This is a genomic window from Actinomyces bovis, assembly GCF_900444995.1.
Classification (GTDB): domain Bacteria; phylum Actinomycetota; class Actinomycetes; order Actinomycetales; family Actinomycetaceae; genus Actinomyces; species Actinomyces bovis.
Genome location: NZ_UAPQ01000006.1, coordinates 118,119 through 141,339, shown reverse-complemented (window position 1 = coordinate 141,339; position 23,221 = coordinate 118,119). Strand labels below are relative to the sequence as shown.

20 protein-coding genes and 1 pseudogene are annotated in these 23,221 nt (G+C 64.4%); 3 read left to right on the top strand and 18 right to left on the bottom strand.

The window, feature by feature from the left end; translation table 11 throughout:
- Nucleotides 1-99: 99 nt before the first annotated feature.
- The 13 genes and pseudogenes from DR039_RS04310 to DR039_RS04255 form a co-directional block, all read right to left on the bottom strand.
- A complete protein-coding gene (locus DR039_RS04310; protein ID WP_126622183.1) occupies nucleotides 100-747 on the bottom strand; it encodes a hypothetical protein in 648 nt (215 codons plus the stop codon).
- A gap of 129 nt (nucleotides 748-876) precedes the next feature.
- Nucleotides 877-2,340 carry an ABC transporter family substrate-binding protein gene (locus DR039_RS04305; RefSeq protein ID WP_229116792.1) on the bottom strand — a complete coding sequence of 488 codons (1,464 nt, stop codon included), beginning with the start codon at nucleotides 2,338-2,340 and terminating at the stop codon, nucleotides 877-879.
- A complete protein-coding gene (locus DR039_RS11500) occupies nucleotides 2,322-2,555 on the bottom strand; it encodes a hypothetical protein (RefSeq protein WP_229116791.1) in 234 nt (77 codons plus the stop codon). The genes DR039_RS04305 and DR039_RS11500 overlap by 19 nt, the downstream gene beginning before the upstream one ends.
- Nucleotides 2,556-2,760: 205 nt before the next feature.
- Entirely contained in the window at nucleotides 2,761-4,926 is a 2,166-nt protein-coding gene (locus tag DR039_RS04300; protein WP_111836177.1) for an ABC transporter ATP-binding protein, read from the bottom strand.
- Nucleotides 4,923-5,909 (bottom strand): ABC transporter permease, encoded by a 987-nt coding sequence (locus tag DR039_RS04295; protein ID WP_111836396.1) that lies wholly within the window; start codon nucleotides 5,907-5,909, stop codon nucleotides 4,923-4,925. Before DR039_RS04295 ends, DR039_RS04300 begins: the two co-directional genes overlap by 4 nt.
- A 31-nt stretch (nucleotides 5,910-5,940) precedes the next feature.
- Complete coding sequence (locus DR039_RS04290; protein ID WP_111836176.1) at nucleotides 5,941-6,900, bottom strand: ABC transporter permease; 960 nt, start codon at nucleotides 6,898-6,900, stop codon at nucleotides 5,941-5,943.
- Between the two features lie 201 nt (nucleotides 6,901-7,101).
- On the bottom strand, nucleotides 7,102-8,784 hold the full coding sequence (locus DR039_RS04285; protein WP_229116790.1) for a dipeptide ABC transporter ATP-binding protein: 1,683 nt from the start codon (nucleotides 8,782-8,784) through the stop codon (nucleotides 7,102-7,104).
- Nucleotides 8,785-8,908: 124 nt separating this feature from the next.
- Nucleotides 8,909-9,871: an ABC transporter permease gene (locus DR039_RS04280; RefSeq protein ID WP_111836175.1), complete on the bottom strand. Its 963-nt coding sequence runs from the start codon at nucleotides 9,869-9,871 to the stop codon at nucleotides 8,909-8,911.
- A pseudogene (locus DR039_RS04275) lies at nucleotides 9,864-10,695 on the bottom strand (ABC transporter permease); the annotation flags it as partial. The pseudogene DR039_RS04275 and the gene DR039_RS04280, both read right to left, overlap by 8 nt.
- A gap of 31 nt (nucleotides 10,696-10,726) precedes the next feature.
- Nucleotides 10,727-12,124, bottom strand: a complete 1,398-nt coding sequence (locus DR039_RS04270) for an ABC transporter substrate-binding protein (RefSeq protein ID WP_229116789.1) — start codon at nucleotides 12,122-12,124, stop codon at nucleotides 10,727-10,729.
- A gap of 176 nt (nucleotides 12,125-12,300) precedes the next feature.
- Nucleotides 12,301-13,458 (bottom strand): MsnO8 family LLM class oxidoreductase, encoded by a 1,158-nt coding sequence (locus DR039_RS04265; RefSeq protein ID WP_111836174.1) that lies wholly within the window; start codon nucleotides 13,456-13,458, stop codon nucleotides 12,301-12,303.
- Between the two features lie 151 nt (nucleotides 13,459-13,609).
- Nucleotides 13,610-14,179 (bottom strand): biotin transporter BioY, encoded by a 570-nt coding sequence (locus tag DR039_RS04260; protein WP_111836173.1) that lies wholly within the window; start codon nucleotides 14,177-14,179, stop codon nucleotides 13,610-13,612.
- Between the two features lie 159 nt (nucleotides 14,180-14,338).
- Entirely contained in the window at nucleotides 14,339-15,319 is a 981-nt protein-coding gene (locus DR039_RS04255) for an alpha/beta fold hydrolase (RefSeq protein ID WP_229116788.1), read from the bottom strand.
- Nucleotides 15,320-15,542: 223 nt separating this feature from the next.
- On the opposite strand from DR039_RS04255, the gene DR039_RS04250 reads away from it, so the two are divergent.
- Nucleotides 15,543-16,058 carry an NUDIX hydrolase gene (locus DR039_RS04250; RefSeq protein WP_111836172.1) on the top strand — a complete coding sequence of 172 codons (516 nt, stop codon included), beginning with the start codon at nucleotides 15,543-15,545 and terminating at the stop codon, nucleotides 16,056-16,058.
- On the opposite strand, the gene DR039_RS04245 is transcribed toward DR039_RS04250, so the two are convergent.
- Together DR039_RS04245 and DR039_RS04240 are read right to left on the bottom strand one after the other, a co-directional pair.
- Nucleotides 16,055-16,990, bottom strand: coding sequence for a patatin-like phospholipase family protein (locus DR039_RS04245; RefSeq protein ID WP_407641272.1), 936 nt, complete (start codon nucleotides 16,988-16,990; stop codon nucleotides 16,055-16,057). The genes DR039_RS04250 and DR039_RS04245 overlap by 4 nt on opposite strands.
- A gap of 139 nt (nucleotides 16,991-17,129) precedes the next feature.
- On the bottom strand, nucleotides 17,130-18,533 hold the full coding sequence (locus DR039_RS04240; RefSeq protein ID WP_111836171.1) for a M18 family aminopeptidase: 1,404 nt from the start codon (nucleotides 18,531-18,533) through the stop codon (nucleotides 17,130-17,132).
- A gap of 158 nt (nucleotides 18,534-18,691) precedes the next feature.
- Between DR039_RS04240 and DR039_RS04235 the strand changes: the two genes are divergently transcribed.
- A complete protein-coding gene (locus DR039_RS04235; RefSeq protein ID WP_111836393.1) occupies nucleotides 18,692-19,294 on the top strand; it encodes an HAD-IA family hydrolase in 603 nt (200 codons plus the stop codon).
- Nucleotides 19,295-19,539: 245 nt separating this feature from the next.
- A complete protein-coding gene (locus DR039_RS04230) occupies nucleotides 19,540-20,118 on the top strand; it encodes a GtrA family protein (protein ID WP_111836170.1) in 579 nt (192 codons plus the stop codon).
- Between the two features lie 66 nt (nucleotides 20,119-20,184).
- Here the strand turns inward: DR039_RS04230 and DR039_RS04225 are convergent, their stop codons facing one another.
- From DR039_RS04225 to DR039_RS04215, 3 genes are read right to left on the bottom strand one after another with little or no spacing between them, the layout of a single operon-like run.
- Nucleotides 20,185-20,931: a peptidyl-tRNA hydrolase gene (locus DR039_RS04225; RefSeq protein ID WP_111836169.1), complete on the bottom strand. Its 747-nt coding sequence runs from the start codon at nucleotides 20,929-20,931 to the stop codon at nucleotides 20,185-20,187.
- A gap of 9 nt (nucleotides 20,932-20,940) precedes the next feature.
- A complete protein-coding gene (locus tag DR039_RS04220) occupies nucleotides 20,941-21,546 on the bottom strand; it encodes a GNAT family N-acetyltransferase (protein ID WP_111836168.1) in 606 nt (201 codons plus the stop codon).
- Nucleotides 21,547-21,583: 37 nt separating this feature from the next.
- A complete protein-coding gene (locus tag DR039_RS04215; RefSeq protein ID WP_126622179.1) occupies nucleotides 21,584-23,206 on the bottom strand; it encodes a peptidase associated/transthyretin-like domain-containing protein in 1,623 nt (540 codons plus the stop codon).
- Nucleotides 23,207-23,221: the final 15 nt, after the last annotated feature.

Sequence of the window (23,221 nt, the reverse complement as noted above, 5' to 3'; positions counted from 1 at the left end):
GGCGCACAACCCCGCAATGCTAGCGGCAGCGCTTATGGGACAGCCGTGAGAGGCGCGACACCAGGGCTATGCGCCCGGTCACGCCGACGGCGGCGCAGCTCAAGTCAACTCTCCAACAAGGATGAGCAGCGCCCCCACAAGCACCGCCAGCAGCGGGCCCAGATTCCACTTGCGCAAGTACTCAGCTTGGGGGCCGTCTACGGCTGCGGCCTCCAACTGTCTGCGCAGCAAGCGGCGCTCGGAGTAGGCGGTTACCAAGGCGGCCGCACTGGCCGCGTCCAAGCTGGCGCGACGATCGCGTGGCCCTGGAACTAGCAAATCCTGTCGCACGGCCTCCTGATGCCTCACCGAATCACTGTCCGCCTCACCTCTATGCAGCTCCTGGTGCCTGCGCCAGGAGGCAGCCAAGCCACCTGGGCGCTGGGCGGCATTGACGGTGACCACGGTGCTGTCACGCAGGATGAGCTGGAGGGTCCAGCTGGCGGCGCAGCGCTCAAAGGCGTCCCAGCTGATCGTGTGGTGCCGCCAGGCGTTGCGAACCTCCAGCGCGGATTCGCGCAGCACCAGCACTGGCGCCCACCACAGGCACCATACGGCTACCAGCAGGAGCAGCCCGCAGCCAGCGGCCACCAAGGCGGCTTGTGGGCCACGGGACACCCAGATGCCACCAACTAGCCAGACGGTGGGCGCGAGGGCCAACCAGGCTCCAATACGAGCTAGTCCGGAACGGATGATGACGGTGGGCACCGCGTCATTGTCCCTCACCACCCATAAAAATGACCTTTTCGCACCAGGGCGGCGCTAGGAGCGTCACCATGGTGCGAAAAGGTCATTCTCGAGGCAGCTGCCCCTGGGCTCAGGACTGCTAGCCCGGCGTCACTTCACGAAGCCGATGTTTTCCGGACGGAAGGAGGCCAGTCCCACAGCCCCGTAGTTCGCCAGCTTCTTAGGCACCGCGGTGAGCTGCTGGCGCTCGTAGATCGGGAAGTTGAAGACGTTCTCCCAGATGATCTTGTCGCACTCATTGGTCAGCTTGCGGCGCTCGTCGTCGTCAGCGGTGGAAGCAACCTTCTGGATGTATTCATCCACCTGCGGCACGTCGATCTTGGAGTAGTTGGACTGGGAGCCCTTGCCGTAAATCTGGCCGATATTGGCCATCGGGTACTGGGTCCCCTGCCAGGTAAAGGCGGTCATCGCGTAGTTGCCAGGGTGGATGTACTCCTTGAAGTAGGCGTTGGCGTCCACCGTGTCCAGAGTCATCTCGATGCCCACCTCCTTGAGCTGGGACTGCAGGAGATTAGCCTCGTTCTGGGTGGCCTGGGCCCCGGTCGGCAGGGTGAAGGCAAAGGCGAGCCGCTGCCCATCCTTTTCGCGGATCCCGTCCGCGCCGGCCTTCCAGCCTGCGTCCTCAAGCAGCTTCTTGGCAGCCTCGACGTCGTGGCTCCAGTCCTTGGAGTTGTCCTGGTAGCCCTTCTGGCTGGGCATGAAGAAGCGGTTGCCCAGCAGGAGCTTGTCCACCTCCACGGGCAGCCCGGCCAGGTCTGACTCAGCAATGGACTTGCGGTCGCAGGCCCGCATCACGGCCTGGCGCACGGTCTTGTCCGCCAGCACGCCGCTGGAGCCGTTGAGGGTGAAATGGCGCCACTGGCGACCGAAGTTCTGGCGCACTTCGGCGTCGTCGCGGCCCTTGGCCTGGTTGTAGACGTCGGAGGAGACAATGTAGTCCAGCACGTCAATCGCCTTGTTGGCGAAGGAGGTGGCCTGGGCGGCGTCGTCCAGTACACGGAAGGTCACTGACTCCAGCAGCGGTTTGTCCCCCCACCACTTGTCGTTGCGCGCCAGCTTGACCACCTGCTGGGACTCGTCATAGGAGTCCACCTTGAAGGGACCGGCATAGTAGTCATTGTTGAAGCTGCCATTGCCAGCCATGGCTTCGTTAAAGGCCTCGGCGGTGCTCATAAGCTCCTTGGGCTGGAGGCCTGAGACTAGGTTGGTCCAGTCCGGGAAAACCGCCTTCATAGTGATCTTGGCGGAACGCTCATCGATCTTTTCAACGTTTTCCACCTGGTCGTAGCCGTCGGTGGAAGCCCACTTGTAGGCCTCGTCAGTGCCGTGGATCAGCGACTCGCGGATGTCCTCAAAGTCCATAGCCCGGCCATTGCCCCAGACGGCCTTCTCATTGAGGGCCATGGTGATAACCGTCTTGCCGTCAACCACCTCGGCCTCGCACTTGGTCAGGAAGTTCGGGTTGGGGGTGGGGCTGCCATCGTCCGCCCAATCCAGGAGGTGCGGGGAGACGAAGTCCATGATGAGACGCAGGTCTACGCCGTTGCCGTCCACATGGCTATAGTTCCAGTTGGGAACGGTGGCGGAAAGCGGGAACTTGAGGGTGCCCCCTCCTGCAATTCGGAGCGGTTCTTGGTGTTCAAGGCGCTGGCACTGCCTCCACCGCCGGAGGAGCCCTTGCCGTCACTCGTCTTTGCGCAAGCGGCTAGGGCGGTAAGCACGGCAACTGAGGCGGTGCCACCAAGGAACATGCGGCGATTCATCATCATAGGGAAGCTCCATTCTGTGGTTGTGAGCTAGTGGCGCCGGGGCAGCACCTATGCCCCAACGGAAGCACGTTCTTATGGACTTATGCAAGGTAGCTGTCCCGCCAATTGGTCAGCCAAGGCTGTTCCAAAGCTATTCCATGGCTTGTGAGCGTGGCTCCGAGCGGCGGCAAGGCCACTCGTACAGCCAGCATCCACCCCGGATCCCTTAGAAGACGGCCGTGCGCTCGGGGTAGTAGCAGGCGACGTCGTGGTCCTCACCTTGGCTAGTGAAACCAGGCATCTCCCCCAAGCACCGCTGGCGCTGCGCCTCATCCAAGGGACCGCTGAACAATGGACAGCGGGTGCGGAAGCGGCAGCCGCTGGGCGGGTTAGCCGGTGAGGGCAGGTCCCCTTGCAGCAGGATGCGGGAGCGGGAGCGTTCCTTAACCGGGTCCGGGATTGGGATCGCCGAAAGTAGGGCCTGCGTGTAGGGGTGCGCGGGGGCCTCGAAGATCGCGTCAACGTCCCCGATCTCCACAATCTTGCCCAGGTACATGACGGCCACGCGATCAGCGATATGCCGCACCACGGATAGGTCGTGGGCCACAAAGAGGTAGCTAAGTGACAGGGTGGCGCGCAGTTCATCGAGCAGGTTGATAACCCCCGCCTGGATGGAGACATCCAGGGCTGACACGGGCTCGTCAAGCACCAGCACTTTGGGCTCGAGAGCCAGGGCCCGGGCGATGCCAATGCGCTGGCGCTGCCCGCCGGAGAAGTTACGGGGGTAACGGTTGGCATGGCTGGGCTCCAGCCCGACGAGCCTCATCAACTCTTCCACGCGCGGCCCCGTCTTATCCTTGTCCCAACCGTTGGCGCGCAGCGGCTCCGCAATGATGTCGAAGATCGGCAGCCGGGGGTCCAGGGAGGCCATGGGGTCCTGGAAGACGATCTGCAGGTCACGGCGGACCTCCTTGCGACCAGACCGCCCCAGCTCACCCGTGTCCTTGCCCAAGATGACGATCTTGCCGGACTGGGGGGCACGTAGGCCCAGGACTTCCATCAAGGTGGTGGTTTTGCCGCAGCCGGACTCACCAACGATGGCCAGGGTCTCACCTTGGCGTAGATCGAAGGTCACTTGGTCTACGGCGTGCACGGTGCCAACGCGCCGCTTAAAGACGGAGCCCTTCATCAGCGGGAACTCCTTGACCATATCGGTCACGCGCAGGACCTCAGGGCGTTCTGCGTGTGGCAGGGCCATGGTCTCGGGGGTTTTGAGGGTGGGGACCGGGAAGATGTCCTTGTAGCTCAGTCCCTGGCCTTCAAGTTCGCGGTGGCGTCGGCAAGCGGATTGCTGTTCTCCGGCAGCTGGCAGACCGGCAGCGTCTGGCACCCCGCAGGCCCGCACTGCCTCCAGCGTCGGTTCCGCCTGACGGCAGGCGTCTTCCGCCAGGGGGCAGCGCGGCGCAAAGGGACAGCCGGGAGGAAGGTCAAGCAGTGAGGGCGGGTTTCCTTCCAGGGTGGCCAGGGCGGAGTCCTTGCGGGCGTCCAGGCGCGGCAGCGCCCCCAGCAGGCCGATGGTGTAAGGCATGCGGGAGCGGTAGAAGATGTCGTCGACGTCGCCGGTCTCCACGATGCGCCCGGCGTACATAACCGCCACCCGATCCGCCAGACCTGCCACAACACCCAGGTCGTGGGTGATCATGATGACGCCTGCGCCGGTTTCTTTCTGGGCGGTGCGCAGCACCTCCAGGATCTGCGCCTGGATGGTGACGTCCAGGGCGGTGGTGGGCTCGTCGGCAATGATCAGGTCAGGATCATTGGCAATCGCAATGGCGATGACGACGCGCTGGCGCATGCCGCCGGAGAACTCATGTGGGTAGGCCTTCACCCGGACTTCGGCATTGGGAATGCCCACCAGGTCCAACAACTCGACGGCGCGTTTGTGGCAGTCCGCGTCAGACAGGCCGGGCTGGTGGACCCGCAGTGCCTCAATGATCTGGTCACCCACGGTGTAAACGGGGGTGAGGGCGGACAGCGGGTCCTGGAACACCATGGACACCTGGACGCCGCGGATTTGGGACATATAGGCGTCGTCGCGTCCCAGCAGTTCTGTGCCGTGCAGCTTCACCGAGCCGGTGACCTCAGCGGAGTCGTCCAGCAGCCCCATGACAGCGGTGGAGGTGACGGACTTTCCAGAGCCGGACTCCCCCACCAGGGCCAGCACCTCACCGCGAGCCACGGAGAGATTCACTCCGCGCACAGCGTTGACCTTGCCATCCTCTGAGGGGAAGGAGACCTTCAGATCCTTTACCTCCAGGAGGGGGGCGTCCGCTTTAGGGTCGGGTAGGGCCGCAGAGGTGTGTGCGGAACGGGTTTTCTGCCTCAGGCTCATGCTTTGCCTCCGGACTTGGAAGAGGGGTCGATCGCGTCACGCAGGCCGTCACCTATGAAGTTCACGCAGACGAGCATGAGGACCAGCACTGCTGAGGGCGCCAGGAAAATCCACGGGGAGGTGGTGGCGGCGCGCTGCCCCTCGGCGATCAAGGTGCCCAGGGAGGTATTCGGTGGCTGCACTCCGAAGCCAAAGTAGGACAGGGTCGTCTCGCTGAGCACGGCGTAGGCCACGTTGACGGTGGCGTCCACGATCAGCAGGGAGGCGATATTGGGGATGATGTGCCGCGCGATGATTACAGGACTGGGCACATTCATGAAGCGGGCGGCATTTACGTAGTCCAGATCCTTGACACTCAAGGTTAGGGACCTGACCACACGGGCGGTGAGCATCCAGCCGAATCCTGCCAGCAGCACGATGAACAGGAGTGTGGAGCCTTTGGCGGCTCCTGCCTTCTGGGACAGGATCGCGATGATGAGGAAGGAGGGGACTACCAGCAGCAGGTCAGTTATCCACAGGGCGATCCGTTCCCACCAGCCCCCAAAGTAGGCGGCGGAGGAGCCGAGGGCGGCAGCAATGCCGGTCTGCAGCAGCGCCACGCAGACGCCAATCAGCATGGATTTGCGGGTGCCCTCCACCACTAGGGCAAAGACGTCGCGTCCGCCCTGGGTGGTGCCAAACCAGTGGCTCGCTGAGGGAGGCTTGAGGAAAGCGGTTTTATCCACGTCCGTGTAGGACCACTGCCCCAGGTGGTTGCCCAGCAGGGCCATGAGCGCGATGAGCAGCAGGCCGATGGTGCCCACCACCGCGGTGCGGTTGCGCAGGAAGCGACGGCGGATGATCTGTGCGCGGGTGAGGCGCTTTGACTCAGCCGGAGCAGGCTTGAGGGGGTCGCCTGCCTCTGCTTCAGTGATGGGGATATCGGCGGGCTGCTCGACGGTGGATTGGCCACCGATGGAGGCAGGCTTGCCGATCGAGTCCATGCCGTTGGGGTTGATGTTCTTAGCCATTTGCTCAACTCACCCTGACCCTGGGGTCTACGACCGCCACAAAGAAGTCTGACAGCAGCGCACCGGTCAGGGTGCACAGGCCGGTAAAGGCCACCACGGCGGTAACCCCATTGATGTCGTACTGCGCAATCGAGTTCACGGAGTACTCGCCCATGCCGTGCCAACCGTAGACGCGCTCAGTGATGGCGGCGCCCGTGAACAAGGCTGCCAGGGCAAAAGCGAAGTAGGTAGCCATGGGGATTAGAGCGGTGCGCAGGGCGTGCCGGGTGACGGCCTTGCGCTTGACCAAGCCCTTGGCGCGGGCGGTGCGCACGTAGTCAGCGCCCAGCGTGTCCAGCATGAGGTTGCGCTGGTAGCGGGAGTAGGAGGCGATGCCGCCCAGGGACATGGAAATCGTGGGCAGCAGCAGGTGCTGGAGGCGGCCTACTATGCCTTCTCCTTCACCGGTGAACTCGAAGAGCTGGTAGCCGGTTTGCCGGTTTAGCTGTACGGCAAGCACTTGTAGCAGGATGGCGAGCACCATTGCCGGGGTGGAGATCACGACCATGGAGATCAGGGAGATGACCCGGTCTGACAGGCGGTACTGGCGGGTGGCGGTCCAGGCGCCCAGGGCCACGCCCCCAGTCATGCCGATGGCTGCGCCCAGGAAGACTAGGCGCAAGGAGGCCCAAATCTTGATGGAGACCAAAGTGTTGACGGACTCCCCTTTGGGGGTGGAGCCCCAATCCCAGTGCAGGAGCACGGACTGCAGCCAGTTCCAGTACCGCTCCCCCACCGGGATCTCCGAGCTGATGTTGTAGGCGATCAAGCTGGACCGGATAGCGTCCCAGTTGAGCTTAGGGTCCTCACGGTTCCAGTTATTCGCTGGGTCCAGCGAGAACGAGGCCAACAGATACGCAAAGGATGTCGCGATGAACAGCAGGAGCGCATAGTTGGCGATCCGCCTCGCGAGATACGGGAACATGTCCTTCTCCTCTTAGGCCAGGTGGGACTGGCCTATGCCAGGCACCGCTGGGTGCTGCCACCTAGCGGCCTCCTTCGATCGGGACTCGAGGGTCGGCTGTCGGCGGCTTCCGGACAAGATACCTGCTCTTGGCGGTCACACCATCAACGGAAGGTCCTGTAGGAGATGGGAGTCACAAAGGTGCTGCCGCTGTGGCTCCGCTCAGGAGATAGCGCCAAACAGTGGGATCGAGCCGCCGGGCACCGCATTGATGAGCTCCTGGGTATAGGCCTGCTGCGGCGCCGCAAAAAGCTCATCCGCAGGACCTGACTCCACCACCTTGCCGTGCTCCATCACCACTACGTCGTCGGCGATCTGCCGCACGACGGCTAGGTCGTGGGTGATGAACAGGTAGGTCAGGCCCATGCTGGTCTGCAAATCCGCTAGCAGGCGCAAGATCTGGGCTTGTACCAGCACGTCTAGAGCGGATATGGCCTCATCCAGCACCACGATCTCTGGCTGCAGAGCTAGCGCCCGAGCCACCGCCACACGTTGACGTTGCCCACCGGAGAGCTCGTTGGGGTAGCGGCGCATAACGGAGCGAGGCAGGGCCACCATGTCCAGCAACTCAGCTACTTTGGCTTCACGCTCTTTACGGGTGCCGATCTTATGCACCCGCAGTGGCTCTTCAATGACCCGGAAGATGGAGTACATGGGGTCCAGGGAGCCGTAGGGGTTCTGGAAGACGGGCTGCATAATGCGGCGCAGCGCGAACAGTTCCTTGGGGCCCAGGGTGGACAGGTCAACCCCTTTGTGGAAGACCTTGCCTTCCGTGGGGTCCAGGAGGTTGAGGATGATATTGGCAACCGTGGACTTCCCGGAGCCGGACTCGCCTACCAGGGCGGTGGTGGTGCCGTGGCGCACGGTGAAGGAGACGTCGTCAACGGCCTTGAAATGCTTGGCCTCTCCCTTAGCCCCGCGCACGTCAAAGACCTTGGTCAGGTTGGCTACGCGCAGGATCTCCTTGGCTTCCTTAGCTCCCTCGTGCACACCGAGCTCATCCTCGGTCACCTGCACGCCAGCGGCGTGGGCCGATTCGATGCGGTGGCTCGCCAGGGAGGGGGCAGCCTTTACTAGGCGCTTGGTGTAGGGGTGGCGGGGGTCCTGCAGCACCTCCAGGCTGGGACCGGATTCGACGACGCGGCCACGGTGCATCACCACGATGTGCTCGGCGCGCTCAGCTGCCAGGCCTAGGTCGTGGGTGATGAAGAGCATGGCGGTGCGCAAGCCTTCGATCTGCTCAGCCAGGTGGTCCAGGATGCGCCGCTGCACCGTAACGTCCAGGGCGCTGGTGGGCTCGTCTGCGATCAGCAGGCGGGGGCGGGCAGCTAGGCCGATGGCGATCAGTGCGCGTTGGCGCATGCCGCCAGAGAACTCGTGCGGGTACTGCCGGGAGCGGCGTGCAGCATCGGGCAGGCCCGCGTCCTCCAGCAGCAGGGCCACCTGTTCATCGACGTCGATCCGCCCGCTGGCGGCGACCTCCTGGTTTGCTTCAACGGCCGCGATCTTGGCGAGGCGATCATCGGCCACCCCCGCTAGGCCGTTGGCTTTAAGAGCCTCCTTGACCTGGTAGCCGATGGACCACACGGGGTTGAGGTTGCTCATCGGGTCTTGGGGTACTAGCCCGATCTTGCTGCCGCGCAGCGCCTGGTACTCCTTGGCACTGGAGTTGGTGATGTCCTTGCCATCAAAGTAGATCTGGCCACCGGTGACGCGGCCAGTGCCGGGTAGCAAGCCAATCACGGCGGCCGCCAGGGTGGATTTACCGGAACCGGACTCGCCGACGATTGCCAGGGACTGCCCCGGATAGAGGGTCAGGTTAGCCTTGCGGACAGCCGGCACCATGCCGGTGGAGGAGCGGAAGGCTACCTCCAGGTCCTTGACCTCCAGCAGGGGGCCTCGTTGAAGCTGGTGCTGAACTGGTTAGCAGTCATATTGCTGGGCTGCTCAGTGGGCTTGGTCTCTGCTGTCACTTGCGGGCCTTCGGGTCTAGGGCGTCACGCACGGCGTCGCCCATCATGATGAATCCGAGCACGGTCAGAGCTAGGGCGCCGGCCGGGTAGAGGAGCACGGAGACGTGGTCACGTAGCGCCACCTGGGCGGTGGCGATATCCGCGCCCCAGGAGACCATCGTGGGTGGCAGGCCGAGTCCCGGGAAGCTCAAGGTGGCTTCGGAGACGATGAAAGTGCCCAGCTGCACGGTGGCCGTGACAATGATTGGGGCGGCGGCGTTGGGCATCACGTGGCGCAAAAGTATCGCCAGGCGCCCGGAGCCTAGGGAGCGGGCTGCGGTTACGTAGTCCTCGTTCTTGACGCTCATGACGGCGCCGCGGGTGATGCGGGCGATCTGGGGCCAGCCGAACAGGGCGAGCACCATCACCACCGTGGTAATCGAGGAGCGGCCCTTGAACATCTGCATGACCACAATTGCTGCCAGCACAAAGGGCACGGCAAAGAACACGTCCGTGAAGCGCGCCAGCAGCGCGTCGACCCAGCCTCCAAAGAAACCAGCCAGGGCGCCGATCGTCGACCCCAGCAAGACCACTATGGCGGTGGTCAAAACACCTACGGTTACTGAGGCGCGGGCGCCGTAGACCGTGCGGGCGAAGATGTCATGGCCCTGCTGGTCAAAGCCGAAGGGGTGCCCCGGGCTGGGGGCGGCGTAGGAGCGTTTAAGGGCACCGAAGGTGGGGTCTTCCTGGGTGATTAGCCCCGGGAATAGGGCCAGGATGAGGGCTCCCAGGATCAGGATCGCGGAGATCCAGAAGATGGGGCGACGGCGTAGCTGCTTCCAGGCCTCGCCCCACATGGAGGCGGGAGCGGTCTCGTCGGCGACGGCGTCGACCGCGCCTAGACCCTGCTCATCGGTCTCCGCGACGAAGCGTTTTTGGCCAGGGCGGGCTTTGGCACTGAGGAACTGGTTGTCAGGCATAGCGAATCCTCGGGTCGAGCGCGGCGTAGAGCAGGTCCACCAGCAGGTTGGAGAGGATGAACACGATGATCAGCACCGTGGTGAAGGAGACGACCGTGGGTCCTTCTCCCTGCAAGATCGCCTTATAGAGGGTCCCGCCGACGCCGTTGATATTGAAGATGCCCTCGGTGACGATGGCGCCTCCCATGAGGGCACCCAGGTCTGCCCCTAGGAAAGTGACCACCGGCACCAGGGAGTTGCGTAGGACGTGCACCAGCATGACGCGGGTATTTGACAGGCCTTTGGCGCGGGCAGTGCGCCCGTGGTCGGCAGAGATATTCTCCCCCCACCTCGGTGCGGGTCAGCCGCAGCACGTAGGCGAAGGACACTGCCCCCAGCACTATGGCTGGCATGAGCAGTTCTTTAAAGCCGGGGCTAGCTCCGGCGGTGACGGGCAGCCATTGAAGCTTGACTCCAACAATGAACTGGAAGAGGAAGCCGATCACGAAGGTGGGCACGGCGATTACCACCAGGGACAGGACCAGCACGGTGGCGTCGAATATTCCACCCTTGCGGATTCCTGCCACCAGGCCGATGGCGATGCCAGCGATGGATTCGAAGGCTAGGGCCATCAGGGATAGTTTGATGGTCACTGGGTAGGCGGTGGCTAGTAGCTCCACAATGGGGCGGTGACCGCGGATCGTATGCCCTAGGTCAAAGGTGAAAACGCCCTTTAGGTAGAGCAGGTACTGGACTATGAAGGGCTGGTCCAGGTTGTACTCGGAGCGGATCTGGGCCGCGAGCGCCGGGGACAGGCCGCGGTCGCCTCCGAGTGCCGCCACGGGGAGGGTACCCCGTGGCGCGCCGCCTGGGTTCTCAGAACTTGGAGATGGCCTCAGCCTTGTCCCAAAGGGCCTTGGCCTCGGTGGCGTCAAAGCTTAGAACTTCGTTGCCCGGGACGTCCTTGGACCAGCCAGCGATCACCGGAGAGGTGAAGTCGGAGGCGGGAGTGCGGGTCTCGTAGTAGAGGGTGTCGCAGATTTCTTTGCGGTTGATGGCGCGGGACAGGGCGGCGCGGCGCAGGCGGCCTTCCTCGTCCATCTTGAAGTGCTCAGCGTTGACGTCAATGCCGAAGCACTGGATCACGGCGCCGGGCTGGTTGATGGCGCGCTCGCCGAGCTCGTCCTTGAACTTGGACAGGGCGGAGTCCGGGATGGCATCAATGACGTCGACGGCGTCAGCCAGCAGGTCGTTGTAGGCGGCGTCGAAGGAGGTGTAGATGGTCAAGGTGATGCCTTCGTTGGCGGGCTTGCGCACACCGTTGTAGGTGGGGTTCTTGGCCAGGACGATCTGCGAGTCGTGCTCCCACTTGGTCAGGGTGTAGGGGCCGTTGCCGATGGGAGCTTTCCCGAAGGCCTCCATGTCCGCGAAGGCAGATTCGGGAAGTGGGTTGAAGGCGGAGTAGCCCAGGCGCAGCGCAAAGTCGGAGGCGGGGGCGGTCAGCTTGATGGTGAAGGTCAAGTCGTCAACCTTGACCAGGCCGGTTAGCGGGGAGTCTTTCTCAGCGGAGAAGCCCTCAATGACCTCGTAGAAGTAGCTGGAGAGCTGCTTATTGAACAGCAGAGCGCCGTAGTTCCAGGCCTTGATGAAGGAGTCGGCAGTCACCGGGGAGCCGTCGGAGAAAGTCCAACCGGGCTTGATCTTGACAGTGAAGTTCTGGTTGTCGGTGGTCTCGATGGACTCGGCGACCTCGTTGGTGACGGAACCGTCGGCGTTGTAGGAGACCAGGCCTGCGAAGAGCAGGTCAACTACCCTGCCGCCCCCGACCTCGTTGGTGTTGGAGGGGATGAGGGGGTTCTGGGGCTCAGTGTTGTTAGCCTTGACGACGCCGTCGGCGGCGGTGGTCTTGATGGCGTAGTAGACGGGGACGGAGTGCCAGTCGAACTTCACGTCGGAGACGTTCTTGGAGTGGCCACCAAAGCCGTTCTGGTACCACAGCGGGATTGCGGGCAGGTCGGCGAAGAGGGTGCTCTGAGCCTTGAGGTAGGTGGCCAGGGCAGCAGCCGAGTCCTTCTGGGCAGCGGCTTCGTCCAGGAGGGCGTCGAAGTCCTTGTTGGCGTACTGGACGTCGTTAGCGCCTGCGCCAGTGCGGTAGATCGGGCCTAGGAAGTTGTCCATGGACGGGTAGTCGGCCTGCCAGCCGGAGCGGAAGGCGCCTTTGAGGGTGTGCTCCGTGAGCTGCTTGCGTAGCTCGGAGAACTGCGCGAAGGGCATGGGCTCCATAGTGTGATGCCCAGGGTGTTGGTCACGGAGTTGCAGACTGCCTCGACCCAGGCCTTGTGCGGGCCGTCGGCGTTGTAGGCGAGGGTGAGCTTGCCGTTGCCGGAGGCGGCTTGGCCATTGCCTGCGCCCGCAGTAGAGCCAAGTACCTCGCTGCGCTGCAGCTCAGTTCACCATTGCTCGGCCAGCAGTGCGTAGGAGTCGCGGCGGGCTTGCGCGTCGTGAATATTGCTCAGCAACACCAGTTCGTTCAGATCCCAGGACTGTGCCAGCGCACGCAAGCCATCGGCTACTTCAGCAGCTTCCCCCACCAAAGCACCTGCCAGACTGGCCTGCACCAAGGCTTCCTTGCCGGGAACTAGGGACTTCCAGGCATACAGCTCAGCACTCGGTGGATCTAAGGGACCTGGGTTACCTGCCACCAGGCGAGCCGCTGCCATCTGCGCCGTCGTAAATAAGCGGCGGGCTTCAGCCCGGGTGGGCGCGACGGCAACCTGCACCGCAACGGCGGCGCTGGGCTGCCTGACCTGTGCGGAGGTAGCCGTGGCGTCAAAAACCGAGCGGTAGGCCATGATGGCTGCCTCAGCTTGTTGCGGCGCAAAATGCGCGGAAGCCACGAAGGGCAGGCCCAGCCGCCCTGCCACCCGAGCGCCGTTTACAGAGGAACCCAAGATCCAAACGGGTGGCTTGATACCTTCACCCGCCAGGGCGCGCACCACCGGACGGGTCGGGTCCGACAGTCGCGGGTTGACCGCGGTATCCCGGCCTGCTCGGGACAGCAGTCCCATCTGCGTGGACAGGGAACCGGGGACATGGGTGACGGTTGCGGGGGCGTCAAGGTAACCGAGAGTCTCCAGCACCTCGTCGCTGAAGCTGGCGGGGTCGGCGGCGCGCCGGCGCAGAGCCTTAGCAGTGAGGCGGTCGGTGCCGGGAGCGCGCCCCATCCCCAGTCCCACGCGGCCAGGATGCATGGTGGCTAGGGTGCCGATCTGCTCAGCGACCACCAGCGGTGGATGATTGGGAAGCATGACGCCGCCGGCGACCACCTGGATGCGTTTGGTGGAGTCCAGGACGCGCCCCATAAGCACAGTGGTGGCGGCGGCCAAGAAGGTGGATGAGCCGTGGTGCTCAGCTATCCAGTAGCGCTCATAGCCGGCATCCTCCACGGTGCGGGCTAGCTCGACCATCTCCGTCAAAGCCTGCGCGCGACTCCGGCCCGCGCTGACAGGCACCAGGTCCAGCACCGAGAGCACCGGGCCTTTGTGTCCGTTACCTAAGGCAGGCGTGGCGCTGGCGTCAGGGCTCGTGACGTCGATGTCAGTGCTCATAACTGCACCCTACGCGCCCTAGCCTCCCCGAGGACGGAAAATACAGCTGGCAAGATCAGCCTCCCGCAAGCCTCTGCAAGCACAGCGCCGCGCGGGACCGACGGCGTCGCCATCAATCCCGCGCGGCGGGGCAGTAAAAACCTGTGGAGCCTCAGACGTCCAGGCGCGGCAGAAGCGCCGCCACCACCGACTTGAGTAGGTCACCGATTAAGAAGGGCAGCACCCCAACCGCGAGCACCGCCGCCAGAGGCTTGCCGGTGGACACCATCAGCCAGGCCACGCCCGGCACATAAACGGCAGCAGAAGCAGCCACCATGAAGGGCAGACGCAACCAGGGTTGGTGCTTGCGCGCAGCCCATCCAGCCACCACGCCAGCCAGGCAGTAGCCGAGCACGTAACCGAAGGTGACGGTCACGCCTCCCTGCCAGCCTGCGAGCACCGGCGCACCCAGGGCTGCCAGAGAGGCAAAGAGCAGTGTGGCGGGCAGCGCGCGACGCCAACCGAGCAAGGCACCCACACCAAGCACCGCGAAGGTGCCTAGCGTGACCGGCACGGGAATGAAAGGCAAGGGGACGCGCAGCTGGCCGATCAGGGTGATGGCGGCAGTGCCGGCCAGGACCAGCGCGACCTCACGGGCGGCACGCAGCGGCAGGCTGCGGGGCTCGGCGCTGGCCTGCGCTTGCGTGAGGCTTGGGGACGCATTCTGCGGGCTTGTGGTCATGCCACATAGCGTAGGCACTAGGAGCAACACAAGGTCAGCGTGTTCCAGACTGTGCCCAGCCAAGCCATTTGTGCATTTCTCACAAACAGTTGAAATCTACCCCAGGCCAGTTCCAGCCCCAGCCCGCACCGGAAGGGCTCAGCGCCAGCCCGCTATGGCTCAGGACGGCTGAGCTGCAGGCAGATGCGCGTTTACCCAGCCGAGGAGATCTGCGGTGACCTCATCGCGATTGATCTCATTGAGAATCTCGTGTCGCGCCTGCGGATAGAGCGTCATGGTCACGTCTTTGACCCCGGCCTTGCGGTATGCGGCAGCAACCTCGCGCACGCCACGCCCCTGCCCACCCACGGGGTCCAACTCGCCCGAGGCGATCAAGATCGGCAGGTCCACTGGGGTGCGGCCTATGACCTTGGGTGAGCCCACCGCGATCGTGCCTTTAAGGACGTCGTCGTAAAGCGAGGCCGTGCAGATGAAACCGCACATGGGATCCATCAGGTAGGCATCCACCTCAGCCTCGTCACGGCTGAGCCAGTCAAAGCTGGTGCGCGAGGGCACAAAGTAGGAGTTGTAGCCGCCGAACATCAGTTGGTCCAGCGTGCCTGACAGGTGGCGGGGCCCCTTCAAGAGCTCCTGGCCACGCACAAAAGCCATGGCGGCATATCCAGCGGCCCCCGGACCAGTGCCAGTGCCGGTCAGGATCAGGCCCGCAAGCTCGTCACCGTGTTTAGCGGCCAAATCGCGCCCCAGGAAGGAACCCAGGGAGTGTCCCAACAGGAAGACGGGCACATCCGGGTAGGCGGCGCGCTCCAGGCGCAGCATGGCGTCCAGGTCGTCAACCACTGCTTCCCAGCCGTTCTTGGCAGCGAAGAAGCCCTTGTCCTCTGGACGCACCACGCTCTTGCCGTGCCCGCGGTGATCGTTGGCGTGAACGGCAAAGCCTGCCTCCACGGCGGCGGTAGCAAAGCGCTCGTAGCGCGCACTATGTTCAGCCAGGCCATGAGCAATCTGAATGACGGCGCGCGGCAGTGGGTCTCCTGGGCGGGCAGGGTCACCGAGTGCCCGCACTCCGTCTGGGAGCCAGGACCGTACGTGGATGCAGACGCCGTCGTCAGCGGCCATTGAGGCGCTAAGTGCCTTCATGTGCTCCGCTCCAAACGTGTTCCCAGTGGTTTCCCTGCCACAGCATAGACAATTGATTAAAGCATCATGTCAGACCGATGACCTGAGATCGTGCTAGGGCTTGGATAAAACTCCCCCACTCCTCCAGACTAAAACGGTGAACCTGGTCAAATATGGCGGTTGCCAACAGCGAGCTTGGCGGCTCTTCTACGCGCAGATGTGCTGATTGCCATAGCGTGTGCCCATGACCAGTCCCCGCTTCAGCCTTGTGCCCGCCGCCTATCTGCTGCTTTTACGCGAGCATGGCAACCGTACAGAAGTGCTACTGCAGCTGCGGCAAAACACCGGCTACATGGACGGCTACTGGGCCTGCGGGGTGGCCGGGCATGTGGAACCGGGAGAATCAGTGCTGGTCACTGCCTCGCGCGAGGCGGAGGAAGAACTCGGCCTACATGTGGCCCCTGAAGCCTTGGTTCCCCTGACCGCTATGCACCGCTCTAACGACGTCGGCGGCGCAGCTTTGGAGCAGCGCGTGGACTTCTTTTTCAGCGCCCGGCACTGGGAGGGTGAACCGCGCGTGCAGGAGAAAACCAAGAATGCGGACCTGCAGTGGTTTGCGCTGGATTCGTTGCCAATGCGGGTGCCGCCGCATGAGCGAGCGGTGCTGGGGTGGCTGCGTACGCAGCTGGCTGGAGGCGCGCCCGTGCCGCCGGTGGTGGTTTTCGGCTTCGACGGCGAGGTTGGCTGCGGTGACGGCTAGAGCCCCAGGAACTCCAAAATGGCTGGCAGCTCGCGACGGGCTTGCACCAGGCCAGCCTCATAAGCCGTAACCACGCGGTCGTAGCGCAGCTCGCCGTTGGCAATCGGCATGCGGTCGGGCCGGTAGAGGTATACGCGGCCTGCGCGCTGTGCCTCCTCCAAGTCCTCCAGGGTGCGGTTGTAGTTGCCGGGCCGAGCCAGAATTGCCTCCGCCACAGCCGGATAGCGGCGGAAGACGGTCCGGTAAGCCTGGGGTAGGCGGGCCTTGGGCTTGCGGTAGCCCGGCTCGCGGGTCATAACCACCAGCAGCTTGTGGTGGCCGTCGGCAGTTGCAGCGTCAGTGGCGAAGCCCCCGGTAGGCCCCAGCGCACCATCTAGGTAGGGCACGCCGTCGATTTCCACCACCGGCATGAGCCCCGGCATGGAGGAAGAGGCTTGGCAACGAGACAGCAGATCGGCAAGCTCCCGCATGTCCTCTTGGCCCCAGTAGACCTCCTCACCGGTGTCGCAGCGGAAGGCGCCCAGGCGGACGGTGGCTTCCGAAGCTTTGAAACTCGGCCAGTCGAAGGGGAAGAGTTGCCCGGGTGCAGCGGTGTGCAGGTAGATGTGCTCGGAGTTGAAGTAGCCCTGGCGGCGGGCGAAGCTGCCCCAGCCGCCAGCTTCCGGGTCGGTGGGCAGTCCTACGAAGGCTTCACGCACCCGCCACAGGTCGCGGGAAACCAGGTTGACGGTGTTGGTGGTGCCTGCGCTGATGCCACCAACCCAGGGGAAGAAGAGTCCGGCCTCAAGCAGGACTTGGACAAGTGCGGCGGTGTAGGTGCCGCGCATGCCGCCCCCTTCAAAGACCAGGGCGGTGTCTGCCACGCGACGAGTGATGGGGGCCGGGGCGTGGCCGGGCTCGCCGTATGGCACAGGTTTGACAGTGGCATTCACGGCCACCCAGGCTACACAGGCATCCCTGACCGCACAGCTACCCCAGGCGTTCCAGCCCCACCCCCAGCCTGCCGAATTGCACGCAGGCGGCGGTGGGGCCGCCACCTCGACGCAATTTGCAGGTATCGCTGAAAAACGCTCAGGCCCCCAGCCAGAAGGCTCGCATGGCCTGCGCCATCCACGCCCCGTCCTGCACTCCGCACAACTCCCGCTGGGAGTGCATGGACAGCAGTGGCTGACCCACGTCCACGGTGGTGACCCCTAGCTGCCCGGCAGTGATCGGCCCGATGGTGGTCCCGCAGGGCACGGCGTTATTGGATACAAAGTCCTGGCTAGGCACCCCCGCCACCTTGCAGGCACGCTTCCAAACGGCAGCCCCGACGGCGTCGGTGGCGTAGCGCTGCTGAGCGTTGATCTTCAACAGCGGGCCCCCGTTCAAGTGCGGGCGGACGGCCGGGTCGTGCAGGCCCCCGTAGTTGGGGTGGGCGGCATGCCCGGCGTCAGCGGAAACGCAGATGGAGCGGGCCAGCATGGCCGCGTAGGCGTCCCCCTCCTGGCCCAGCACCCGGGCTAAACGCCGCAGCACCGTGGCCAGCAGTGGCCCGCCAGCGCCGGAGCGAGTCAGGGAACCAACCTCCTCATGATCGTTGGCCACCATAATGATCGGCTCGCGTATCTGCTCCCCGGACGCGGCGATCGCCTCTAGCGCCACCAGGGAAGCATGCACCGAGGAGAGGTTGTCCAGGCGGGAGGCAGCCAGCATCTCCTGGTGGCGTCCAAAGCGGGCAGGCGGTTCGGTGGGATAGGTGACGACGTCGTGGAAGGCCAGATCCTCCAGGGCCACTCCAGCCAGTTCACACAGGTAGCGCTCGGGATCGTCAGGCTGGGGTGTGGCGCCGTCTTCCACCAGGGTCCACAGGGGCAACAGGTTGGCCTGTTTGTCCAAGTGCAAGGAGTCATTGACGGAGCGGTCCAAGTGCGGGGCCACCTGGGCCACGCGCGCCACTGGCCCCGTGCGCACTAGATGGACCGTGCCGTCCAGAGTCACTAACCGACCGGCCAGGCCCAACTCGCGGTCCAGGAAGGAATTGAGCAGTGGCCCGCCGTAGACCTCCATATTGAGCAGCTGGACGCCGTCGCGCACTAGGGCGGCTGTCGGCTTGAGCTTTAGGGCTGGGGAATCCGTGTGGCTGCCAATAATGCGGAAGCCTGCCTCTGGCGGAAACTCGTGACCGGCCACCGCCCCGGCCTGGTCGGCTGCCGCTGCAGTCCCGGTCTCACCGACCGCCGCCGCGTCCAGCACCTCTGGCAGCATCCAGGCCAGGACGGCGCCGTCGCGCAGCACGTAGCCGCGCCGAGCCAACTCCGGCCCCCAGGTGCGCTTCTCATCCACCTCCTGGAATCCCTGCCCTTCTAGGCGCCGGGCCAGTTCGGCGGCAGCGTGGTAGCTAGAGGGGCTGGCGGTCACGAATTCGCTCAGGGACTGGCAGTACTGGTCCACATCCGTTAGGGCCTTGGTGATTGCGCTCGGTTCTAAGGTCATGAGCCCAGTTTGGCACTGCAGCGCTCTTGGCCTGACAGGATGGGCTCGTGAGTAGCCCAACGCCGTCGCCCTCCCCCACTCCTGCAAACCCTGGTGCCTCTGACGCCCCCGCAACCGATGGGGCGCTCACGCCCCTGCCGCCCGCCCATACCTCCCCCATTCGGGCGGTGCTGCTAGACGCCGACGGCGTGCTGCAATTAATCGGCACTCCGTGGATCGTGGCCTTGGACCAGGGGGGTGGTCCGGGCTTCGCTAAAGAACTCCTGGCCGGGGAACAAGCCGCACTTAGCGGGCAGGAGTCCCTGAGCAGTGTGCTGACCAGGTTGCGCCACAAGCTGCGCATTCCCCACAGCACCGAAGAACTCATGGCCATATGGTGGCGGGCCACCCCGGATCCGGTCGCCTGGGCGCTAGTGCGCGAGCTGCGTTCCCTTGGCTATCTGACGGTGCTGGCCACCAACCAGCAGTGGGAGCGGCGCGCTTGGATGAGCGAGCGCCTAGGCTACAAGGGCCTATGTGATGTGGACGCATACTCCTGCGACCTGCGTGCAGCCAAGCCGGATCCGGAGTACTTCCTGCGGGTCCTGCGACGCATCGGCATTCCCGTTGAGGAGGCGGCCACCGCCCTGTTTGTGGATGACAATGCGGAAAATATCGCGGCTGCGCAGGCACTGGGTATCAGCACGATTCACCATCCGGTTGACGCCGGCGGCGCGGTGCTGCGCACCGAGCTGCTTGAAGCTCTAGCCCCCAAAGACTGACAGCCACGCCGGGGCAGGCAAATGCGCAGGACGGCGATGCTGTGGGCGCCGTCTGCCCGCCATGCGACGGTTCCCACCAAGCTGCCCCTCCCGCCAGGAGCCCGCCTCGCATATGCTCCTACCGCAGGAGGAGATTGGTGCAAGCCGAATCATCCTGGCTGCCCTAGTGCCTCGCCTGGCAGCCCGTAAGACTCCTCTCAGGAAACGGGCAAGGGCCCCGTGCAGAAGGAATCCGAAGGAATCCCATGACCACTCAGGAGCAGGCCACGACGCCGTCGCCCATGCAGTTGCTGGCTCAGGCCGAGGCTATTGACAGCCCTAGCGGCGCGGTGCCTGCCAGCACCGCCCGGGGCCGCCGCGCCCCGCAGGTTTTCCTGAGCCTTATCACCGCAATCCACCGCCTCCTGCCGGGTCCACTGCGCAGTCGCGTGCCGGTCACCTTTATCGGCTATGCGATCATCAATGGCTCGGCCTTTTTGCTGGATATCTTCTGCCTGAGCATCTTCCACAACCAGTTGCACTGGTGGTTCCCGATGGCGGTGACGGTGGGTTATGCCATCGCGGGCCTCTACTCCCTGGTGCTGAACCGGTGGCTGAACTTCCAGTCACATGAGAACTTTGCGGCGCAGGGTGGCCGCTACTTCGTGGGGCTGGTCTCGCAGTACGTCATCTTCATTTTGGGGCTGTCTTCCCTGCTGCACTGGCTGGGCATGAACGCCCAGTTGGCGCGTTTTATCTCGGCTTGCTGTGAGGGTCTGTACCTGTATGTGCTGATGCGCCTATGGGTGTTTCGGGGCACGCCCGAGCCCAGTAAGCAGGCTTGAGCGAAAGGGCGCCTTCCGACTGCACAGTCCAGCGTCCCAGTGCCTTTGGGCAGCCGGGCGGTGCCTTCACCAGTAGGCACGAGTGGTCTGTGTGGGCCCGCCCAGTTCGGTGTAGCCAGCGTCGGTGATTGACACGGGCCGTCGCGCCGCGGCCCATTCTTCCTGACTGGGAAAGACCACCCGCACGCGGTAATGGTCCTGCGCCCAGGTGGCACGCAGGTTCTGGGGCATCTGGGGGCTTTCCCAGGCACGCTGGGCGGCGTGGGCGCATTGGGCAGCCAGTTTTCCGCTGCTCATCTCGTGCAGCGGGGTGACTTCAATAGTGACGACGGCGCCGTCGCTCACGGATTCGGCCCCAAGCATCACCTGCTCGGCAGCCTGCGGGTCTTTGGCGGCGGCTGCGGTGATTGCGGCTGGTGCTGGCGGCAGCTCGTCCCCCAGGGGGAAGCGCGTGCCTTCCACCTGGGTCTTAGCCAGAGCTGGTGGCAAGGGCCGCACCGGGCCGGGAACAAAGGCGCGAACTTCGGCTGGCGCCCATCCCTCAGGCCCGGCCTGACTGAGACTCAGGCCTGGCAGTGCTTGGATTTCTTGCCAGCGGGCCCCGCGGGCGCGGCGCACGAGTTTGCGGATGCGTCCGTCTTGCCAGTAGGCGACAGCGTCGGCCCATTCTCCGCCGGGCGCAGCCTGTGGGGAGGCTAGCAGCATGACAACTGCGCGGGCGGTAGCCTCTGCGACGTCGACCTGCCGAGGCGGGTGGACTTTGTTGTAGTGCACGGCTATCTGCATGCCCCAGGGCACTTCGGGATCATTCACAGTCAGAGCTTAGGCCTGCGCTGGCGGCGTGCTTTGGCGGACCAGCAGCAGGGCTGTGTCTTCACCGAAGTCCAGTTCGTCAAAGCTGTGGCTGCGGGACTGCTCGGTGAAGCCGAGGCTGCGGTGCAGGGCGATGGTGGCATGGGCGTCGGCTGGGACTACGGCGTGCAATTCGCTTCCGGGGTCCAGGGCTGCGACGGCCTCCACGACGGCGCCCAGCAGTTCACGGCCAATGCCGCCTCGCGGGCAGTCGGGATCTACGATCGGGCCGGTGACCATCCACTGTTCGGCGTGGTCTTCGGCGGCAGGGAGCACGAAGGCTCCAGCCAAGGCAACGGGTGGGGCCTGGGAGTCCTCGTCTTCAAGCACCGCAGCAGGTTCTACCAGGCGAGCTAGGAGCAGGACCGGGAAGGCCTCGATCATTGCGGGGGCTTCCACAATGGTTTGGTCCAGTTCGCGACCGCGCAGGGTTAGCAGCAGGGCGACGCGGTGTACGTCGTCTGCCCGAGCTGGGCGGACGATCAGCTGCTGATCTGGCTTGACCGGGCTGGGCTTGGCCGCGGCCGAGTTGGCTGTGGCTGCCTGCTGGGTGGCGTTACTGTCGATGCCGGTCATGCGCCAATGATGCCGCAGGGCCGGTGGCGGGAGGGTGCTAGGCGCGTCGGCGTCGCAGGAGGTGCAGAGTCAGGCCCGCCCCCAGCAGGCCGGCACCGACCAGCAGGTAGCTGAGGCTGACGCCGGTTTGGGACATGGCAGCGATGACGCCACCCTTCTTAGCAGGGGGCTTGGAGTCATTTGCCGGGGCGACTACCTGGGGCTCTGGAGCGGCCGAGGCTGTGGCTGTTGGCGTGCTGTGGCCAGCCTGAGGCTGGTCCCCCGATTGCTTGTGCGGTGCGTCGGTCGCGCGCGGCTTCAGCGGAGTAGGCGCAGCAGAAGGCTCCAGCCCCGGGGCTGGTACGTCGACTTGCGGCTCATCAGGCATACCAGGTGCCTGACCGTTGGACGAGCCTCCAGGCTTCTGGGGAGTTGGCTGCTCCTGGGGTGCGGGCGCAGGCGCAGCGGTGGGCTCCGCAGTGGGCGCAGCAGAAGGAGTCGCGGAGGGCACCGCCGGTGCGGGCGTCGTCGGAGCCGTGGTCGGCTCGACACTCGGAACTGCTGTCGGCGTGGCGCTCGGAGCGGCAGAAGCAGACGGGACAGCGGTCGGCTCGACACTAGGAGCTGTAGACGGCGTGGCAGAAGGCACCGCCGGTGCGGGCGTCGTCGGAGCCGTGGTCGGCTCGACACTCGGAACTGCTGTCGGCGTGGCGCTCGGAGCGGCAGAAGCAGACGGAGCAGCAGTCGGCTCAGCGGAAGCCGAAGGCAGCGAGCTTGGCTCGACACTCGGAGTTGCAGACGGCGTGGCCGAAGGTGGGTCGGTTGGAGCGGGCTCGGGTGTCGGAATGACCACCACGTCGTGACGCGGTGCAACTGGCACCGGTTCACCCTTGCGAGCCAAGGCCAGGTCAACCTTTTCAATATTTCCAACGGTCAGCTCAAGGGGCTTCGCCTCGGTCCACTTACAACCGTAGGAGCAGCCGTAATAGTAGGGCTGCTTGGTCTCCAACTGACCGGTGGGCTCGCCGCTGGCATAGGCGGTCACCAGGTAGGTGCCTGCGGGCAGGCGCCTGATTGTGTAGGTGCCGTTCTGCGGGTCAACCTCTACTGAGGGCTGGATCTCACCACCGGCTATTAGGTCCGCATTGACCTGCACGTACTGCCACCAGTCGGCGCTGGCCCCCACAGGCAGAATGACCGTCCCAGAGATCGCGTGCCCCAGTTCAAGCGGCATATCTAGGTCCTGCAGACTGGTGCGCCACAGGTCAAACACCAGGGCACCAGAGGACGCATATCCACTGCCGTAGTAGTAGGTCCAGCCAACCAAATCCTGTTTAATCCACGTGCCATCGGGCGCCTGCCTAGAGGCGCGGGCACTCAGGGTGTACTCGGTCCGCTTCAACCCATCAATGGTGAAGGCTCCGGTAGTCGGGTCAACCGCGACGCTCACATGCTCAGCATCGCCAGCAGTCGGGTTAGCGGTCACGGTTACACCGCGGAGGGACTCGGGGGAAGCGCCTGTGGGCAGGATGATCTTGCCGGAGATGGACCGGCTGGAATCGTCAAGTGGCCCATCAGCAGCCATGACCTTGCTAGGAACAACGATCATCAGAACTGCGAGCAGCAGCGCCAAACCTACGTAAAGCGTAGAACGCGACCGACTTTCTGCTGACACAGGCATTGATGCTCCATATGG